The following is a 15937-nucleotide window of genomic DNA, read 5'->3' on the forward strand; positions in this document are numbered from 1 at the left end:
CAATATTCTAATCAAAAAATATATTAACAATTGAAACGCACTCCATCTTCCTGAACAACAGACCTCGTTCCCCCTTACTTAGCCAATATACAGTGTTTCTGAAATTTCATAAAGATTTCAGGAATCCTTTTTAAAATTTATGTTAATTTGGTAACAAAGGGGGACCGATTATGAAAATATTACTAGCTGAGGATGACAGCAGACTGGGCAAGGTGCTTTACCATATGCTCGTTAAACAAGGTCATCAAGCTGATTATGTGCAAAATGGACAAGATGCATTAGATTATGCCTTCATTACTTCATATGATGTCATTATCCTTGATTGGATGATGCCAAAAGTAAATGGACTGGACGCTTGTTCTAAGCTGCGTCATCATGGATATCAAGGCGGTATTATTATATTAACTGCAAAAGATGAACTCGATGACATTATTACTGGTTTGGATTATGGTGCAGATGATTACATCGTAAAGCCCTTTAAAATGGAAGAATTGCTCGCAAGATTACGGGCTCTATCCAGAAGAAGCGACAAACCATTTGAACAAGAACTGAAAGCGGGAAACATTGTTTTAGATATTGCTTCACGCAGGCTGCTACACAGCAATGAGAAAATAGAACTAACAAGAAATGAATTTCAATTTCTCGAATATTTATTTCGCAATAAGGGCAGAGTGCTGACACGTGAACAGATTATCGAGCGGATTTGGGGATATGACAGTGATGTGACTGACAATGCGCTTGATGCCCTCGTTAAGCTGGTCCGCAAAAAGGTTGACATAAAAGGTAAGCCTTCTGTCATTCAAAATGTTAGAGGAATTGGCTATAAAACGAGAGATGACGATGCTTAATCCGATACGAAGGAAATTAACCATTTTATTTACCATTTCCTTCTTTTTATTTTTGCTGATTATATTAATTTTGGTGTATTTGTTAATGTTCAAGACAATGGAACAGCAACAAAGAGAGGAATTGGAAAACCATTACTTAGCCCAACAGCATGATTTAATAGAACACATGGATGATGGGGGCCCTACGATCTCTTATGATCCCAATCGTTCCTATTTTTATTACGTTTTTAATGCGGAAAAAGAGATTATTCATGGAGATGAACAATTCAAAGGGTTTTTTAAAACATTAATCAATCATCTGCCCGCAGACATCAGCGAGTCAAGACTGGCTAAGGTTGAGTGGCAACAGGAACACTTGATGTTGCTGTATCGGCCGATAAAATCAAAGGAACAATTAATGGGATTTATTGTTGTTGGGCAATCCATAACGGATCAATATCATTTTTTTCAGAGAATGTTATGGGTTTTTATTATTTTAACTTTGATAGCGACGTTGTTGTTATCTATCTTAAGTTACTATCTAGCGGGAAAAGCAATGGAGCCGATTGAAGAGTCTTTTGCCAAGCAAAAAAGATTTGTGTCAGATGCATCCCATGAGTTGCGAACGCCGTTAAGCATTTTCTATAGTTCATTGGAGCTGATTGAATCAGAGGATAAAGAGCATCTTAGCCCGATCAGCAATGAAGTTCTGGATGACTTAAAATCAGAAGCGATCTCGATGAAGGAATTATTAGAGGATCTATTATTTCTTGCTAGGAATGACCAAAAGAACTTTTCTTTAAAGAAAGAATTTTTCACTTTAACTGATTTAGTTTTATCAATAGGAAGAAAGTTTTCTCTTATCTTGCCTGATTCCATTCAATTTAACATGAACATTGAACAAAATATACAAATGTTCGGGGATCAAAATAGGATCCAAGAGCTTTTATATATATTATTAGATAATGCCAGGCGATATACAAAAGAAGGAATTATCATGCTTTCCCTGGAAGTGAGTGGAAAGAATTCGATCATCACCGTGCAAGATAGCGGCATTGGCATAAGCGAAAATGCTCTGACAAGAATTTTCGAACGCTTCTATCGCGGCGATACTGCTCGGACAGGGTCTGGTACAGGATTAGGCCTTTCTATTGCAAAAACCATTGTCGATTTGCATCAAGGCACGATAAAGGTTAAAAGCGAAAAAGAAAAAGGAACCATTTTTATCATCATTCTTCCAATGGAAAAATAGAGCAAAAAACAAGTTCTATTTTTCCATTGTACTGATGTCTTTCCCCATCACTTTCTTGTTATTTGCAACCTAGTTGGTGTGAGTTCTTTTTGCTGCATTTCTTTCCTTTTTTTCTTCTGTTGCATCATGGTTGAAAGAAGAATGACTAACACAATGAAAATGGAGATAATGTAAAACCAGTAAACAGCGATATTTGAAGAATCTGTTCCTAAAAATAAACCGTGAATGACCATCCCAAGCCAGGCTGGGAAGACAAGGATATGAATTTTCTTCCACAGTGGGCGTCCAAGTACCTTTACCATGGTATCAGATGTAAATATAACTGATAAGGACATCAAGAAAGCGATGGTTCCAATTCCGGATAAAATGGGACTGTAGGAGGCGGAGAAAGGGATGAGGAGCTCATCTAACTCATATGGCTGATAAGAGTCAATCAGTAACAGCAGCACATGAACAAGAACCGTCATCATTCCCGCCCAAGCGGAAGACAAGTGAATCTGAAACAAGAGCGCTTTTTTTGCTTTAAGGGACCGAAATTGTCCCAGCATTCCAAAACTAACGGATAAGGTAAAGAAAAGGTATGACAATAATCCGAAAAGACGAATCAGAACCCATGTGTTGAATACCTCAAAAAGCTCCATTTACAACTGCCTCCTTTTCAAGGTTTTTTCGATCACTTTCCCTCACAAGGAAGTAACGGCAATGCGGATAGTGATCTTTAAACCAGTGTTCCCGCCCTTCTTCAGACAACAAAAAGCACATTTTCGCAAGCACTTCTCCATCAAGTAGATGCTTAGTCATCACCGTTGCTTGTACAACGTCTGTCCTTATCGGAGCACCCGTTTTTCCATTTAAGAGATGATGTTTCATTTCGTTGCCATACATCCAGCTTCTATATAGCCGATTGGATGTAGCGATTGCACCGCTTTTTATCCGAATGAGGCCAATTTCTGTCCCTTCCTTAAATGGATTGGCTATGCCGATTTTCCATTCCTTTTCACCATCTGACCACATGGTTATATCCCCGCCGCCATCAACTATTCCATACTTTGCGCCGCCAGTATTCCTTAACCATTGTGCTGCACATTCCATTGCGTATCCTTTTGCAAACCCGCCGATATCCACTTTTTGATTTGTAATTTTTTTAATGATGTTATGACCTAGAAAAAGAAACGGTTTTGTTTCTTTCATCATATCTTCATGAAAATTCGCAAGTGAAGTCCTTGGTGCACCGGAAAAAGGAAATGATTTTACATATCCGTTTGATTCCATTTGCATTTTTAAATAGGGAGAAAACAGACCCCTTGTTTTTTCCCGGTATTCATTGGCACGATATAAAACATCATAAAAGGGGTCTGATAATTGAATGCTTTCACCTTGAGGAAGCCGATTTAACATGGACAGTTCATTATCATCACGGAATCTGGACCATTCCTGATCAACATACAAAAGCCATGCTTTTATTTCCTCTCTCCAATTGCTTTTTTGGCTATTAGATATCTCAATGTAGACATCTGTGTTCATCACGTTGATTGAAAAGGTCTCCATTTTTCACAATCCCCTATTAAGTCCTTCTTGTTGTTCGATCGCTGCGTTTTTTTTCATATGACTGATCCGGAGTTATTTCATAATTCGTCCAGTCTAATGCAAGTAATTCTTTTTCCCGGTCAGACATCGATTCATCCATGACGATGTCTGGCTGATTAGGATCTTCCGCTGTTTCCGGGTTATCGATCTGTGTAAGAACAAAGGCCGAAAAGGCTGCTCCCGCTGCACCAATAAACCATTTGGCTTTTTTATCAGGTTTCATTTTATGTGTCCCCCTTTAATTGTTCATTTCTTGAAAATAAATAACTTGCTGTTCTGTATCCCATTTTATAGAAAAACCCAAGCCATTTGCTACGACACTAATTGGCAAGTAAACATCTTCATTAAAAAACATTGCTCTAGCCGGAATGGGGGTTTTTATTTTATTTTCATATGATACATTGGTATCGACGCGAAAAATCAGTTCTGTATCATTCATATTCAGTTCAAGAATACGGCTGGCAGAATAGAATGAAGCTTTTGCACCTAAGAATTCACCAACGCTTTTGCCCGGGATAAAAAGTTCCCCATTCATCGGAATACAGTATAATGAAAGTTGTTTTTTTGAGCTGTTATTTTGAAAAGTCATATTTTGGGGTTCGGAAAACGGCAATTCACCTTTTGCCGTCCCTGCCATTCTAGTCCATAGGTACCATTGGGAAGTTATACTCTTACTGTTATCCGTTCGCTCATTATTATAGTGTTCATTATCTTCGTCATAATCATCATCATAATCATCGTCATCATCATCATCATCTCCCCAGTCTCCCTTATAATATTTGTACTTCTTATGATCGTGGTCGTCATCTGCTTTAACGGTAAAATGTACAATGTTTAGTAAAAAGAAAACAGACATCATCATAATCAAAAGCTTTTTCATTTTGTTTTCTCCCTTCTCATCTGGTTTATAAGTATAAAAAGGGAGTCTGAAAGAAAACTGAAAATCAAATAAAAAGTCCTTCAAAAGTTTGTTTACTTTTATGGGTAAAAATAATGAGGAGGGAACTGACATGACAGTGCGTTAATGGTTGAAATGAGGAATAGAACCTTATCCGAGCTTAAATGAAGAACTTGAGAAGGGGGCCTCAAAGGGGAGATCCAAATGGCAGATTAAAACCGTTCATACAATTATAAGAAATTCTGCTTATTTCGAGGTATTTGTTCACAACAAATGTATGAAGGTAAAAATTAGCGGGCGGGAAAACAGAGTCAACACCTATGAGAGAAGTGGAGCGTACAATATGAAAAATGGCTCCTTTTTGAGGGAGATAAACTTTTCGATACTTGTTAAGGTTTGTTATATTTTTTCTTTTATTAATGTCAGTGTATTGGTGCTGGGATCATCCGCCCAGAAACAATTTTTGACACTTCCATAAAAAAAACAGAGCATTCCCCGATGAAAATGTTCTGCTAAAATGTTGCCTGGACACGGGCCAGTACACCGCTTCTTGAGAAAAATGTCATCCCTGTCATTATGGGTGGGGACCATTCCATTACATTGGGTAACCTTAGGGCTTTCCATAAAAAATTCGGTAAAATTGCTCTTGTCCATTTTGATTCCCATGGAGTTACATGGGATCAGTATTACGGAGAAAAATATATGCACGGAACCCCTTTTAGACGTGCTGCTGAAGAAGGACTACTCGACATGGATCATTCGATTCAAGTCGGGATGAGAGGGCCGCTTTACGGGCCAGGAGATATCCAAGATGCAAGAGACCTTGGCTTCGAAGTTATTCCGATGAAGGAAGTGCGCCAAGTTGGTTTTGAAAATGTAATGAAAAGAATCCATGATCGGGTAAAGGACCGTCCGGTATTTGTCACGTATGATATCGATTTTATTGATCCAGCGTATGCACCAGGAACCGGAACACCTGAAGTTGGAGGTCCAAGTAGTTATGAAGCTTTGGAATTTGTACGCGCCTTAGACGGACTCAATGTTGTTGATTTTGACTTGGTAGAGGTACTGCCGGCTTATGATGCCAATGAAATCACGGCGGTGCTCGCATCATCTGTCATTTATGAAATGATCACATTAATTGCGTTAAAGAAAAGACGACAGCAGGAGAATAGATGAAAGGGGAAAACGACTTGATCAACTTGAAAATGTATATAGATGGTGAATGGAGAGATTCAAGCAATCAAGTAGTACGTGATATTATAATCCTGCAAATGGAGAAGTCATTGCCTTGGCTGCGGAAGGAACTCTGGAGGATGCGGAAGTAGCCATTCAGGCTGCGAGAGCGGCATTTGACAGCGGGGTTTGGGCAGATCTGCCAGCCGCAAAGCGAGCAAAATATTTATATGACATAGCTGATAAGCTGGAAGAACAATTTGATGAATTTGTTGATTTAGAGGTTATGAATAACGGAAAAACAAGAGCTGAAGCCGAATTTGATATGCAAGATGCGGCAACCTGTTTCCGTTACTACGCAGGATTGATTACGAAACCTGGCGGCGAGACATACGATGTACCGGATCCTGATATTCAATCGATGGTTGTTCGTGAGCCTGTTGGTGTCGCAGGACTTATCGTGCCATGGAATTTTCCTCTACTGATGGGTGTCTGGAAAGTAGCTCCCGCTCTTGCTGCAGGGAATACAATTATATTCAAGCCTGCCGAAATCACCCCTATTACAGCAGTGAAATTGTTTGAAATCATGGAACAGGTTGGAATTCCGGCGGGAGTTGCCAACCTAGTTTTAGGTGAGGGAGAAGTAATCGGGCAGACAATAGCAGAAAGCCATGATGTGGATGCCATCTCCTTCACAGGGAGTACACTGACCGGAAGGAAAATCATGCGAGCTGCTTCTGAAAACTTAAAAAAGACTTCGCTTGAATTAGGCGGAAAATCGCCCAATATCATTTTTGATGATGTTGATTTGGAGAGTGCGGTTGATCAAGCTTTGTTTGGCATTTTTTGGGGGCTGGTCAAATATGCGCAGCAGGAAGCCGCATCCTTGTTCAGGAAGAAATATATGACGCCTTTGTTGAGCGATTTGTTGAACGTGCCAATAAGATAAAAGTTGGTCCGGGAAATGAAAGGGCGTGGAAATGGGCGCCATTGCCAGCGAGAAACAAATGAAGCAAATTTTGAACTATATCAAGATTGGTCAGGAAGAGGGAGCTATTCTCAAAACTGGCGGGAACCGGATCTTGGATAGGGGATTGGATAAAGGCTTTTTCATTGAACCGACTGTTTTCACAGATGTAAATCAGGAGATGCAGATCGTGCAGGAGGAAATCTTTGGTCCTGTCGTCACCATTCAAAAGTTTAAAGATGAAAAAGAAGCTGTTGAATTGGCTAATGATGTTGATTTCGGATTGGCAGGCGGTATTTTTACGAATGATGGGGCCCGTGCTTTGCGCGTCATCAAAAAACTACGAGCAGGCATCACTTGGATCAATACTTATCATCCGGCATTTGTTGAAGCGCCGTGGGGTGGCTATAAACAGAGCGGTATAGGGCGCAGTCTCGGAACATATGGATTGGAAGACTTCCAGGAGATTAAGCAGATCAATAGCAATATGAATGTAGGGCTGACAGGCTGGTTCAAAAATTGACAAAAAACTCAACAGTGCTAAAGCAGCATTGTTGAGTTTTTTGACTTTCAATATTCAAAAGTTGGTATCAGTAGGTTCTCCATCAACAACGAATTCAGAACCAACACAGTAACTGGTTCGTCGGAAGCGAGGAATAAAACGAGATTAGTTACTTCCTCTGGTTTAGCGATTCTTAATAAATTGTCATAAAAATGCAGAGGCTCTGCAAACAATCTGGGAAACGACTAAGGGATATTCAAAAACAATAAAAGTCGATCCCCTAATGAGCAGGAAATCGACTTTATCCTTAGCTTGCAACATGATCAGATATATTTCGCAATTAATTTCACAGGAAGCTCTGCACTTTCACCGACACCGTAAATAAGAGCTGATCCTCGTTATAATGTGGGTTGCTACAAGTGTTTATTATATTCAATCGTCTGAGCTGTTCGAATCCCAGCTTCCTCGTTTAAGAGCCTGCCAACAATATGAAGAGACATATCAATCCCTGCAGATATACCCGCAGCTGTTACAACATTTCCTTGATCGACAAACTTAACCCCTCTTACCACTTCTACTTTAGGATAGGACTTTTCTAGAAGATCTAGCGCAGTTTGATTGGTTGTTGCTTGCTTTCCTTGTAATAATCCCGCTTGCGCTAAAAAGAAGGCGCCGGTACAAACAGAAAGGATGAGTTTTTCTTTTGATTGATGGGAAATCCAATTCATTATTTGCTTATTTTGAGATAAAGTCTTTATCGCTCGATATGGACCTCCAGGAACGACGATAATATCAAAATCAGGTGCCGTTTGAAAACAATAATCTGGATGGACCCTCAATCCATTATGTACGGTTATAGGTTTCCCATCTTCTGAAACAGTGTTGACGATAAATGGTTTTTCTTCCAAACCCAACTGGTTTAAAAATAACTTTTGCACATCACTGTCTTTATAGGTTGATAAGGTAAAAACTTCATAGGGACCTACGAAATCCATGGCATCAACCTCATTGAAAAGTAAAATACCTACATGAAATTGTTTCATTTTGATCACCTCCTTATCTTCTGATTTTATACCTATACGGGGTATGAGTAAACCTTTTTCATGTCCTAAAAACGTCTTAAAGAAGTTTTATGAATCCTATCGTGCAAGAAATTGTTCGGGAAATTTAAAAAAGGCCAAAAGGAGATTCTGGTTCGATAAGTGTCGGAACGTATTCAAGCCTGTGAGTCAGCTATGTAGCTTAATTTGACTTCATTCAGCAGAAGTCTCCCACTTCTGTAAGTGGCGAGATGAATGCCTATTGGTATTCCATTCAGTGGGGGTTCAAACCCCGGCTGAATAAAGTTAAAGCCTCCGGCGGATGCCTCAGATTTTCAGAGGAAATTTATCGAGCGGAGCTCGATAAAATCTGGGCGCAAATACGCCGAGGCGCATTTGATAGTACATGTCTATGTTCTTTTTCTACATATTTTTTCTCCTTATAAATTAGTTGACAAGGGTAGGAAGTTGATTATATAATTATCTCGAATTCGAAATAATATATGAATACTTCGCCACCTTGAAGGATTTCTGACTGGATTCGAATTTTCAAGAACGAGGAAATGAATATGAATGAAACATTAACTTCATTCAGCAGAAGTCTCCTACTTCTGTAAGTAGTGAGATGAATGCCTATTGGTATTCCATTCAGTGGGGGTTCAAACCCCGGCTGAATAAAGTTAAAGCCTCCGGCGGACGCCACAGATTTTCAGCGGAGATTTATCGAGCGAAGCTCGATAAAATCTGGGCGCAAATACGCCAAGGCGCATTTGATAATCTTAAAGAGGGAGGGACTGTTGATGGATAATGAATATAAGGTGTATCATGGGGAAAACATTGAGGTAAAGTTCCATTCCAAGCGTTGTATCCATGCTGCAAAATGTGTCAAAGGACTTCCTGAGGTTTTTGATGTGAGCAAGCGGCCGTGGGTTAGCCCTGATCAGGCATTAGCTGATGATGTGGCCAGAGTGATCGAACGTTGTCCTAGCGGCGCTTTGGAATATGTGAGAAAAGACGGAGAAGCTGGGGAACAACCGCAAGCTGAAACAACCCTTGACTTGCAACCTGGTCATGTGATGTATATCAGAGGGAATTTGACAATTAAGAACGGGGATGAAACGATTCAATTAAACCGAGCTGCTCTTTGTGGTTGCGGTCACTCTCACAATAAGCCATTTTGTGATAATGAGCATGAATGCCGTTCATAAAAAATGATCCAATTTAAAGGGGTGACTGAGCAAGATGGTAGAGATCAAGAAAGGGAAGAATACGTTTTTCGTCGGAGAAAATCAAGAGGGGGCTTTAGCCGAAATCCATTTTGTACCGACAGGGGTTGAGAAAATCATCGTTGATCATACGTATGTTTCAGACGAGCTTCGTGGGCAAGGTGTTGGGGAAGCCCTCGTAGAACAAATAGTTGCCTTTGCACGTGAGGAAGGAAAGAAAATTATCCCATTGTGTCCATTTGCTAAGAGTCAAATTGACCGACATAAAGAGTATCAGGATGTGTTAGCAGATCGTTAAGACTTGGTATTTGAAAAAAAATTAGTTGATTAGACTAAAAATTTATTGTATAGTTATCTTGAATTAGAGATATTTTGAAGGAATGATATTGATGGACGAGAAAATTCAAGAACAAACAGAGGAAGAATTGTCCCTAAAATTATTTATTGTTTTAACGAGGGCTTTAAATTCAATAAAGAAACGTGTGGAAGAAGATATAAAGTCCTTGGGATTGAATCCAACTGAATTTGCTGTTCTTGAGATGATTTATAGTAAAGGTGAACAGCCGATACAAAAAATTGGTGAAAAGGTATTGATTGCAAGCAGCAGCATTACTTATGTAGTGGATAAGCTAGAAAAGAAGAAATTAATAAAGAGAAAAGCTTGTCCAAAAGATCGACGTATCACCTATGCCACTATTACTCAAGACGGAACGGATTTGATGGATGCTGTTTTCCCTAAACATAAGTTAGCAATTAAAGAAATTTGTGCGGGTCTAACGACAGATGAAAAAAAGGTCATGATTGAACAGTTAAAAAAGTTAGGATATTACGCACAGAACTTATAAATTTTTTTAAACCATTATCTCGAATTAGTAATATATTAATTTAAAATGTTTTGATCTATTGAGGAGAGGTTAATTGGGACATACAAATGATATAGAAGCCTAAGGAGTGGTTACAGCGAGAGCTTTTGGACACTATAAAATAGTGAATTCTCCGGCTGTCATCATCTTGATTACAAGCCTGAAATTTTAGAAGTTTTAAAATTACTAAATATCATGAATGAGCTAGAATGCCGCCATTTCATTTTATGAGTCAAGTGGAAGATGAAGCGAACGCTTCGTTAGCTGCTTGGTGGTGAACATAGCTTTCATAATAAATTGGAGGGTAAAGAAATGACTAAAAGAACAATGGGAATTCACCACATTACGGCTATTGTAGGCCATCCGCAAGAGAATGTAGATTTTTATGCAGGAGTTCTTGGCTTGCGCTTAGTGAAACAAACGGTCAACTTTGATGATCCAGAAACTTACCACCTATACTTTGGTAATGAAGGTGGAAAACCAGGAACAATCATTACCTTCTTCCCGTGGGCAGGAGCTCGTCAAGGAAGAATTGGTGACGGTCAAGTAGGTGTGACTAGTTATGTTGTTCCTAAAGGAGCCATGAAGTTTTGGGAACAAAGATTAGAGAAATTCAATATCTCCTTTAGCAAAAGCGAACGTTTTAATGAACAGTACCTACAATTTGATGACCCGCACGGCTTGCAGTTAGAAATTGTTGAGCGGGAAGAAGGCGAGAACAATTCGTGGACTTTTGGAGAGGTGACTCCAGATGTTGCTATCAAAGGTTTTGGCGGTGCTACTTTATTTTCAACTCAGCCTCAAAAAACAGCAGAATTGCTGGAAAAAGTAATGGGACTAGAATTGATAGGTCAAGAAGGAGACTATAGCCGATTCCGTTCTTTAGCTGACATTGGAAATATCATTGATCTAAAAGTAAATCGTACAGAAAGAGGACAAATGGGTGTTGGAACCGTTCATCACATCGCATGGAGAGCGAGCGATGACAATGATCAACTGGAATGGCAGAAATATGTTGCTGAAAATGGCTATGGTGTCACCCCTGTCCAGGATCGAAATTACTTCAATGCCATTTACTTCAGAGAGTATGGAGAAATATTATTTGAAATTGCGACAGACCCTCCTGGATTTGCCCATGATGAATCACAAGAAACAATGGGAGAAAAATTAATGCTGCCTGCACAATATGAACACTATAGAGAGCAGCTTGAACGTAGTTTGATACCGATCGAAGTCCGAGAATTAGACTAATGTTTGAAAGGGATGAGTTCAGTGCTTTCTATTGATCCTCGTAACAATACAGAGAGGGAGAATTATAAACTTCTTATTGGAAGTATTATACCAAGGCCGATTGCTTTCGTGACGACCTTATCTGAAGACGGCGTATTAAATGGTGCTCCCTTTAGTTATTTTAATATTGTCTCTTCCAATCCTCCTATGCTTTCTTTATCCATCCAGCGTTCTGGTGGAAAACAGAAGGATACGGCTAGAAACATTATAAAGAAGAGGGAATTTGTCGTTCATATGGTGGATGAACAAAATGTTGAGAAAATTAATCAAACAGCTGCCAATCTCCCCTCTTATGAGAGTGAAATTGAGCTGGCAGAATTAACACAAGTGGAGAGTACCCATATCGCTGTACCAGGTGTTAAACAAGCAAAAATTCGCATGGAGTGCATGTTGGAGCACTCCTTGGCATTGGGAGATAAAGACCAGCCTGGTTGTGATTTGCTCATCGGCAAAGTCGTTCAATTCCATGTTGAAAATGACCTTTATGAAAATGGAAGAATTGATGCTAGAGGATTGGCGGCTGTAAGTCGATTAGCTGGTGCTAATTATGCAAAAATCGGAGAGATGTTTGAAATAGAACGACCAAAATAGAACCCTGTACGATTATAAGGGAAAGGAGGGGGATAAGGTGCAAAAAACATCTGGTATCCATCATATATCTGCAATGGTAAACGATGCCCAAAGGAATATTGACTTTTATGCAGGAGTACTTGGGTTGCGGCTTATAAAAAAAACCATCAATTTTGATCGTCCCGAAGTGTATCATTTATATTTTGGAAATGAAACAGGTGAACCAGGAACACTCATTACTTTCTTTCCATGGGATAAACAACTAAAAGGACGCATTGGTAAAGGGCAAGTTGGAGTGACGAGTTATGCGATTCCGAAACATTCGATTAACTTTTGGAAAAGTCGTTTGAAAAAATTTGGAGTGAAGTTCTTTACATTCGTTCGCTTTGGGGAAACGTATTTGTGCTTTCAGGATCCTGACGGTTTAGAGGTTGAGCTGGTGGAACGAGATGAAGGGCCAGTTAATTATTGGAATTTTGCAGGCATTGAACCAGAACAGGCAATTAAAGGATTTAGTGGTGCTACTTTAATTTCAGCACAGCCCCATAAAACGGCTGAAATGTTTGAGGATTTTTTAGGACTTACATGTGTAGGTGATCAAGAGGGGGTTCTTAGATTTAAATCGGAATCACAGCTTGGAAATACAATTGATATTAAGCTTACGCCTTCTGTTCGAGGTTTAATGGGAGCCGGAACGGTTCACCATATAGCTTGGAGGGCAAAGAATGAAGAACAACTTCTAAGATGGCGATCGCTTTTACAAGATAAGGGATATCACCCAACGGAAATATTAGATCGGAAATATTTTAAATCGATCTATTTCCATGAGGCAGGCGGAATCCTCTTTGAAATAGCGACTGACCCACCAGGTTTTTCAGTCGATGAATCTGTCACTGAACTGGGAGAAAAGTTGATGTTGCCGCCATGGTTAGAGTCAAAACGAGCTGAATTGGAGGATACCTTGCCTCCTGTGGAGGTTCGTGTTTTGGAAGGAGAGTCATAAATGAAACATATATTCAATAAAGGAAAAGATCAACATAAACCAACACTTTTATTATTGCATGGGACTGGGGGCAGTGAGCTAGACTTATTGCCCCTTGCAGGAAGAATCGATGAGGACGCTTCTGTATTAAGTGTTCGGGGAAATGTCTTGGAAAATGGGATGCCACGCTTCTTTAAAAGGTTGGCCGAAGGCGTATTCGATGAAGAAGATCTTATTTTTCGGACAAAGGAATTAAATGAATTTCTTGATGAAGCTTCCGAGAAATATGAGTTTGACCGAGACAATATCATAGCTATTGGCTACTCAAACGGAGCCAACATTGCAGCGAGTTTATTATTTCATTATCAAGATGCTTTGAAAGCGGCGATTCTTCATCACCCTATGGTTCCTAGAAGGGGAGTAGAGCTTCCTGATTTGTCCGGAAAATCTGTGTTTATTGCAGCTGGAACAAACGATCCTATTTGCTCATCGACCGAATCATTGGAACTCCAAGCATTATTGGAAAAGGCGAATGCACAAGTTGAACTTCATTGGGAAAATCGAGGTCATCAATTGACTGCTAGTGAAGTTGAAGCAGCTAGTAAATGGTATTCGACCCTTTCATGAATGTCATGGAATAGACCTCGTTGCTCCTGATCAGCAGGTACATATTCTGAATGAATATGTCATAAATAAATCAAAAACATATATCGAGATATATTAATTGGAAATGGAAGGGTGTTAACGATGGGATTTTGGAGCAAACTATTTGGAAAATCAAAGGAGATGGAAAATATGTCAAACGTTAAATTAGCCGTTGTATTTTACAGCATGGGTGGAACAAACTATCAACTAGCAAAGTGGGCAGAAGAAGGAGCCAAAGAAGCTGGTGCTGAAGTAAAAGTATTAAAAGTACAAGAATTAGCTCCTGCATCAGTGATTGAAGGAAATGAAGCATGGAAAGCAACAGTCGATGCAACTAAAGATGTTCCAGTAGCCACTTCAGAGGATATTGAATGGGCAGATGCCATTATCTTTAGTGTGCCGACGCGTTTCGGAAATATGCCATCCCAAATGAAGCAGTTCCTTGATATTCAAGGCGGACTTTGGGCAAGCGGTAAAACAGTGAATAAAGTAGTCAGCGCTATGACATCAGCACAAAATCCACATGGTGGTCAAGAAGCTACCTTATTATCCCTGTACACTTCTATGATGCACTGGGGTGCAATTATTGCAACTCCTGGTTATACAGACCCAATCATCTTCGGAGCAGGTGGAAATCCATATGGAACAAGCGTAACAGTCGGTCAAGATGGAAAAATGGTTGAGGATGTTGAAGCGGCGGTAAAACACCAAGCAAAACGTACAGTTACTGTTGCAGAATGGGTTAAAAAAGGTAATCAATAATCCTTTGTGATTGCAGAAAGAGCAAATGCGAACGTCGATTTGCTCTTTTTTTATATGAAAAAATGGATTGGAGATGTGGGTTTCGGGACATTTCCTGTAATATTTCTTTGTTTGGAGTAAATAATACGTTAAGACCCGGGTAAAAGGAGCATACTTTCTATGTTTAAAACACCAAAATCCGTTACATCACCGAAGAAATTTATCATAGGTCAAAACTTACTAGAAGAATTGTCAACGTATACAAAGATATATGGCGACTATACTTATGTTATATGTGATGAGTTTATTCTCGATAATGCAAAAGAAGAAGCTGGAAAGTCTTTAGAAGCTGAAGGGCATCAAAGTAAATTCGTTAAGTTTAATTATGAAATTACTCAAGAAGAAATTGATAAACACCGTGAAGAGGTGAGAAAATCAGGCGCAAATGTCATTGTTGGGATTGGTGGTGGAAAAACGCTAGATACAGCAAAGGCAACTGCTTATTATGAGCATTTACCTGTTGTCATTTTCCCAACCATTGCTTCAACAGATGCGCCATGTACAGCACTTGCTGTTATTTACAATACAGATGGTTCTTTTGATCGTTACTTATTCTTACCGGCAAATCCAGATGTCGTATTAGCTGATACGAAAATTTTAGCAGCAGCTCCGACACGCTTTTTTGTAGCGGGTATAGGTGATGCCCTAGCCACTTATTTTGAAGCACGAGCATGTTATCGTAAAAATGGCGATAATTTAGTGAATTTAAAACCATCTCTTTCAGGATTGGGATTAGCTAAAATGTGCTATGATACAATCTTAGAATATGGCTTCCAAGCTAAAATTGCAGTGGATCAGGGAATATCTACTCCAGCGGTTGAAAATACAATTGAAGCCACCATTTACTTGAGTGGTGTTGGTGCTGAAGCTGGTGGCTTGGCTGCAGCCCATGCCATTCATAACGGAATGACTGCTGTTCCATCACTTCATCGCACACAGCACGGTGAAAAAGTAGTATTTGGTTTACTAACACAACTTGTGTTAGAAGGTGCACCAAAAGAGGAACTCGAAACGGTTATCAATTTTATTAAAGAGGTTGGTTTGCCATTAACTTTAAAAGATCTTGGCCTTGATGAATTTCGAGAAGAAGAATGGAGACAAGTAGCAGAAGCTGCATGTTCAGAAGAGGACACGATGAAGAATATGCCGCATCCGGTTACTCCCGATGATGTGTATCAAGCCATCATTACTGCCAATGCATTAGCAGAAGATTATCAGGGGTAGTCTTTCTATATAAGGAAGACATGCCCCATGCAGGATTTTTTTGCATAACACTTTCAAACAATGGGTGAACCCCTCATTTGGAGGAGG

The 15937-nt window shown here is 39.6% G+C and carries 18 protein-coding genes and 2 pseudogenes; 15 read left to right on the forward strand and 5 right to left on the reverse strand.

What is annotated here, in order from left to right; genetic code table 11:
• Window positions 1-170 precede the first annotated feature (170 nt).
• Both D5F11_RS06825 and D5F11_RS06830 read left to right on the forward strand, forming a co-directional pair.
• On the forward strand, window positions 171-848 hold the full coding sequence (locus D5F11_RS06825) for a response regulator transcription factor (RefSeq protein WP_120115374.1): 678 nt from the start codon (window positions 171-173) through the stop codon (window positions 846-848).
• An 85-nt stretch (window positions 849-933) separates the two neighbouring features.
• The gene (locus D5F11_RS06830) at window positions 934-2079 is read left to right on the forward strand and encodes a sensor histidine kinase (RefSeq protein WP_185830542.1); all 1146 of its coding nucleotides are present in this window, start codon (window positions 934-936) and stop codon (window positions 2077-2079) included.
• A gap of 47 nt (window positions 2080-2126) precedes the next feature.
• Here the strand turns inward: D5F11_RS06830 and D5F11_RS06835 are convergent, their stop codons facing one another.
• From D5F11_RS06835 to D5F11_RS06850, 4 genes are read right to left on the reverse strand one after another with little or no spacing between them, the layout of a single operon-like run.
• Window positions 2127-2720: a ferric reductase-like transmembrane domain-containing protein gene (locus D5F11_RS06835; RefSeq protein WP_120115372.1), complete on the reverse strand. Its 594-nt coding sequence runs from the start codon at window positions 2718-2720 to the stop codon at window positions 2127-2129.
• Complete coding sequence (locus tag D5F11_RS06840; protein ID WP_120115371.1) at window positions 2707-3627, reverse strand: FAD:protein FMN transferase; 921 nt, start codon at window positions 3625-3627, stop codon at window positions 2707-2709. Before D5F11_RS06840 ends, D5F11_RS06835 begins: the two co-directional genes overlap by 14 nt.
• A gap of 16 nt (window positions 3628-3643) precedes the next feature.
• On the reverse strand, window positions 3644-3889 hold the full coding sequence (locus tag D5F11_RS06845; RefSeq protein ID WP_120115370.1) for a hypothetical protein: 246 nt from the start codon (window positions 3887-3889) through the stop codon (window positions 3644-3646).
• Window positions 3890-3904: 15 nt separating this feature from the next.
• Window positions 3905-4546 carry a copper amine oxidase N-terminal domain-containing protein gene (locus D5F11_RS06850; protein WP_185830543.1) on the reverse strand — a complete coding sequence of 214 codons (642 nt, stop codon included), beginning with the start codon at window positions 4544-4546 and terminating at the stop codon, window positions 3905-3907.
• Window positions 4547-5107: 561 nt separating this feature from the next.
• Between D5F11_RS06850 and D5F11_RS06855 the strand changes: the two are divergent.
• Window positions 5108-5743: pseudogene (locus D5F11_RS06855) on the forward strand (arginase family protein); the annotation flags it as partial.
• Between the two features lie 14 nt (window positions 5744-5757).
• A pseudogene (locus D5F11_RS06860) lies at window positions 5758-7230 on the forward strand (aldehyde dehydrogenase family protein).
• A 392-nt stretch (window positions 7231-7622) separates the two neighbouring features.
• On the opposite strand, the gene D5F11_RS06865 reads toward D5F11_RS06860, so the two are convergent.
• Window positions 7623-8252, reverse strand: a complete 630-nt coding sequence (locus tag D5F11_RS06865) for a DJ-1/PfpI family protein (RefSeq protein ID WP_120115368.1) — start codon at window positions 8250-8252, stop codon at window positions 7623-7625.
• A gap of 248 nt (window positions 8253-8500) precedes the next feature.
• Here D5F11_RS06865 and D5F11_RS06870 point away from each other — a divergent pair, with 248 nt between their 5' ends.
• From D5F11_RS06870 to D5F11_RS06920, 11 genes are all read left to right on the forward strand, one after another.
• The gene (locus tag D5F11_RS06870; protein WP_126646516.1) at window positions 8501-8695 is read left to right on the forward strand and encodes a hypothetical protein; all 195 of its coding nucleotides are present in this window, start codon (window positions 8501-8503) and stop codon (window positions 8693-8695) included.
• Window positions 8696-8874: 179 nt separating this feature from the next.
• Window positions 8875-9057, forward strand: coding sequence for a hypothetical protein (locus D5F11_RS06875; protein ID WP_120115367.1), 183 nt, complete (start codon window positions 8875-8877; stop codon window positions 9055-9057).
• Complete coding sequence (locus tag D5F11_RS06880; protein WP_120115366.1) at window positions 9050-9457, forward strand: (4Fe-4S)-binding protein; 408 nt, start codon at window positions 9050-9052, stop codon at window positions 9455-9457. Before D5F11_RS06875 ends, D5F11_RS06880 begins: the two co-directional genes overlap by 8 nt.
• Before the next feature lie 34 nt (window positions 9458-9491).
• The gene (locus tag D5F11_RS06885; RefSeq protein WP_120115365.1) at window positions 9492-9773 is read left to right on the forward strand and encodes a GNAT family N-acetyltransferase; all 282 of its coding nucleotides are present in this window, start codon (window positions 9492-9494) and stop codon (window positions 9771-9773) included.
• A 91-nt stretch (window positions 9774-9864) separates the two neighbouring features.
• The gene (locus tag D5F11_RS06890; RefSeq protein ID WP_120115364.1) at window positions 9865-10320 is read left to right on the forward strand and encodes a MarR family winged helix-turn-helix transcriptional regulator; all 456 of its coding nucleotides are present in this window, start codon (window positions 9865-9867) and stop codon (window positions 10318-10320) included.
• Between the two features lie 330 nt (window positions 10321-10650).
• Window positions 10651-11589 (forward strand): ring-cleaving dioxygenase, encoded by a 939-nt coding sequence (locus tag D5F11_RS06895; RefSeq protein ID WP_120115363.1) that lies wholly within the window; start codon window positions 10651-10653, stop codon window positions 11587-11589.
• 21 nt (window positions 11590-11610) lie between these two features.
• Window positions 11611-12219 carry a flavin reductase family protein gene (locus D5F11_RS06900; RefSeq protein WP_120115362.1) on the forward strand — a complete coding sequence of 203 codons (609 nt, stop codon included), beginning with the start codon at window positions 11611-11613 and terminating at the stop codon, window positions 12217-12219.
• Window positions 12220-12256: 37 nt separating this feature from the next.
• Complete coding sequence (locus D5F11_RS06905; protein ID WP_120115361.1) at window positions 12257-13201, forward strand: ring-cleaving dioxygenase; 945 nt, start codon at window positions 12257-12259, stop codon at window positions 13199-13201.
• The gene (locus D5F11_RS06910; RefSeq protein WP_120115360.1) at window positions 13202-13807 is read left to right on the forward strand and encodes an alpha/beta hydrolase; all 606 of its coding nucleotides are present in this window, start codon (window positions 13202-13204) and stop codon (window positions 13805-13807) included.
• 168 nt (window positions 13808-13975) lie between these two features.
• Entirely contained in the window at window positions 13976-14587 is a 612-nt protein-coding gene (gene wrbA / locus D5F11_RS06915) for an NAD(P)H:quinone oxidoreductase (protein WP_120115511.1), read from the forward strand.
• A gap of 159 nt (window positions 14588-14746) precedes the next feature.
• Window positions 14747-15850, forward strand: coding sequence for a glycerol dehydrogenase (locus D5F11_RS06920; RefSeq protein ID WP_120115359.1), 1104 nt, complete (start codon window positions 14747-14749; stop codon window positions 15848-15850).
• Window positions 15851-15937: the final 87 nt, after the last annotated feature.

Source organism: Siminovitchia terrae (genome assembly GCF_003605405.2).
GTDB classification, from domain to species: domain Bacteria; phylum Bacillota; class Bacilli; order Bacillales; family Bacillaceae_C; genus Siminovitchia; species Siminovitchia terrae.

Coding starts and splice junctions, on each gene's coding strand:
- D5F11_RS06825 (WP_120115374.1), top strand. CDS start 171: ATGAAAATATTACTAGCTGAGGATGACAGCAGACTGGGCAAGGTGCTT.
- D5F11_RS06830 (WP_185830542.1), top strand. CDS start 934: ATGTTCAAGACAATGGAACAGCAACAAAGAGAGGAATTGGAAAACCAT.
- D5F11_RS06835 (WP_120115372.1), bottom strand. CDS start 2,720: ATGGAGCTTTTTGAGGTATTCAACACATGGGTTCTGATTCGTCTTTTC.
- D5F11_RS06840 (WP_120115371.1), bottom strand. CDS start 3,627: ATGGAGACCTTTTCAATCAACGTGATGAACACAGATGTCTACATTGAG.
- D5F11_RS06845 (WP_120115370.1), bottom strand. CDS start 3,889: ATGAAACCTGATAAAAAAGCCAAATGGTTTATTGGTGCAGCGGGAGCA.
- D5F11_RS06850 (WP_185830543.1), bottom strand. CDS start 4,546: ATGAAAAAGCTTTTGATTATGATGATGTCTGTTTTCTTTTTACTAAAC.
- D5F11_RS06865 (WP_120115368.1), bottom strand. CDS start 8,252: ATGAAACAATTTCATGTAGGTATTTTACTTTTCAATGAGGTTGATGCC.
- D5F11_RS06870 (WP_126646516.1), top strand. CDS start 8,501: ATGAATGCCTATTGGTATTCCATTCAGTGGGGGTTCAAACCCCGGCTG.
- D5F11_RS06875 (WP_120115367.1), top strand. CDS start 8,875: ATGAATGCCTATTGGTATTCCATTCAGTGGGGGTTCAAACCCCGGCTG.
- D5F11_RS06880 (WP_120115366.1), top strand. CDS start 9,050: ATGGATAATGAATATAAGGTGTATCATGGGGAAAACATTGAGGTAAAG.
- D5F11_RS06885 (WP_120115365.1), top strand. CDS start 9,492: ATGGTAGAGATCAAGAAAGGGAAGAATACGTTTTTCGTCGGAGAAAAT.
- D5F11_RS06890 (WP_120115364.1), top strand. CDS start 9,865: ATGGACGAGAAAATTCAAGAACAAACAGAGGAAGAATTGTCCCTAAAA.
- D5F11_RS06895 (WP_120115363.1), top strand. CDS start 10,651: ATGACTAAAAGAACAATGGGAATTCACCACATTACGGCTATTGTAGGC.
- D5F11_RS06910 (WP_120115360.1), top strand. CDS start 13,202: ATGAAACATATATTCAATAAAGGAAAAGATCAACATAAACCAACACTT.
- wrbA (WP_120115511.1), top strand. CDS start 13,976: ATGTCAAACGTTAAATTAGCCGTTGTATTTTACAGCATGGGTGGAACA.
- D5F11_RS06920 (WP_120115359.1), top strand. CDS start 14,747: ATGTTTAAAACACCAAAATCCGTTACATCACCGAAGAAATTTATCATA.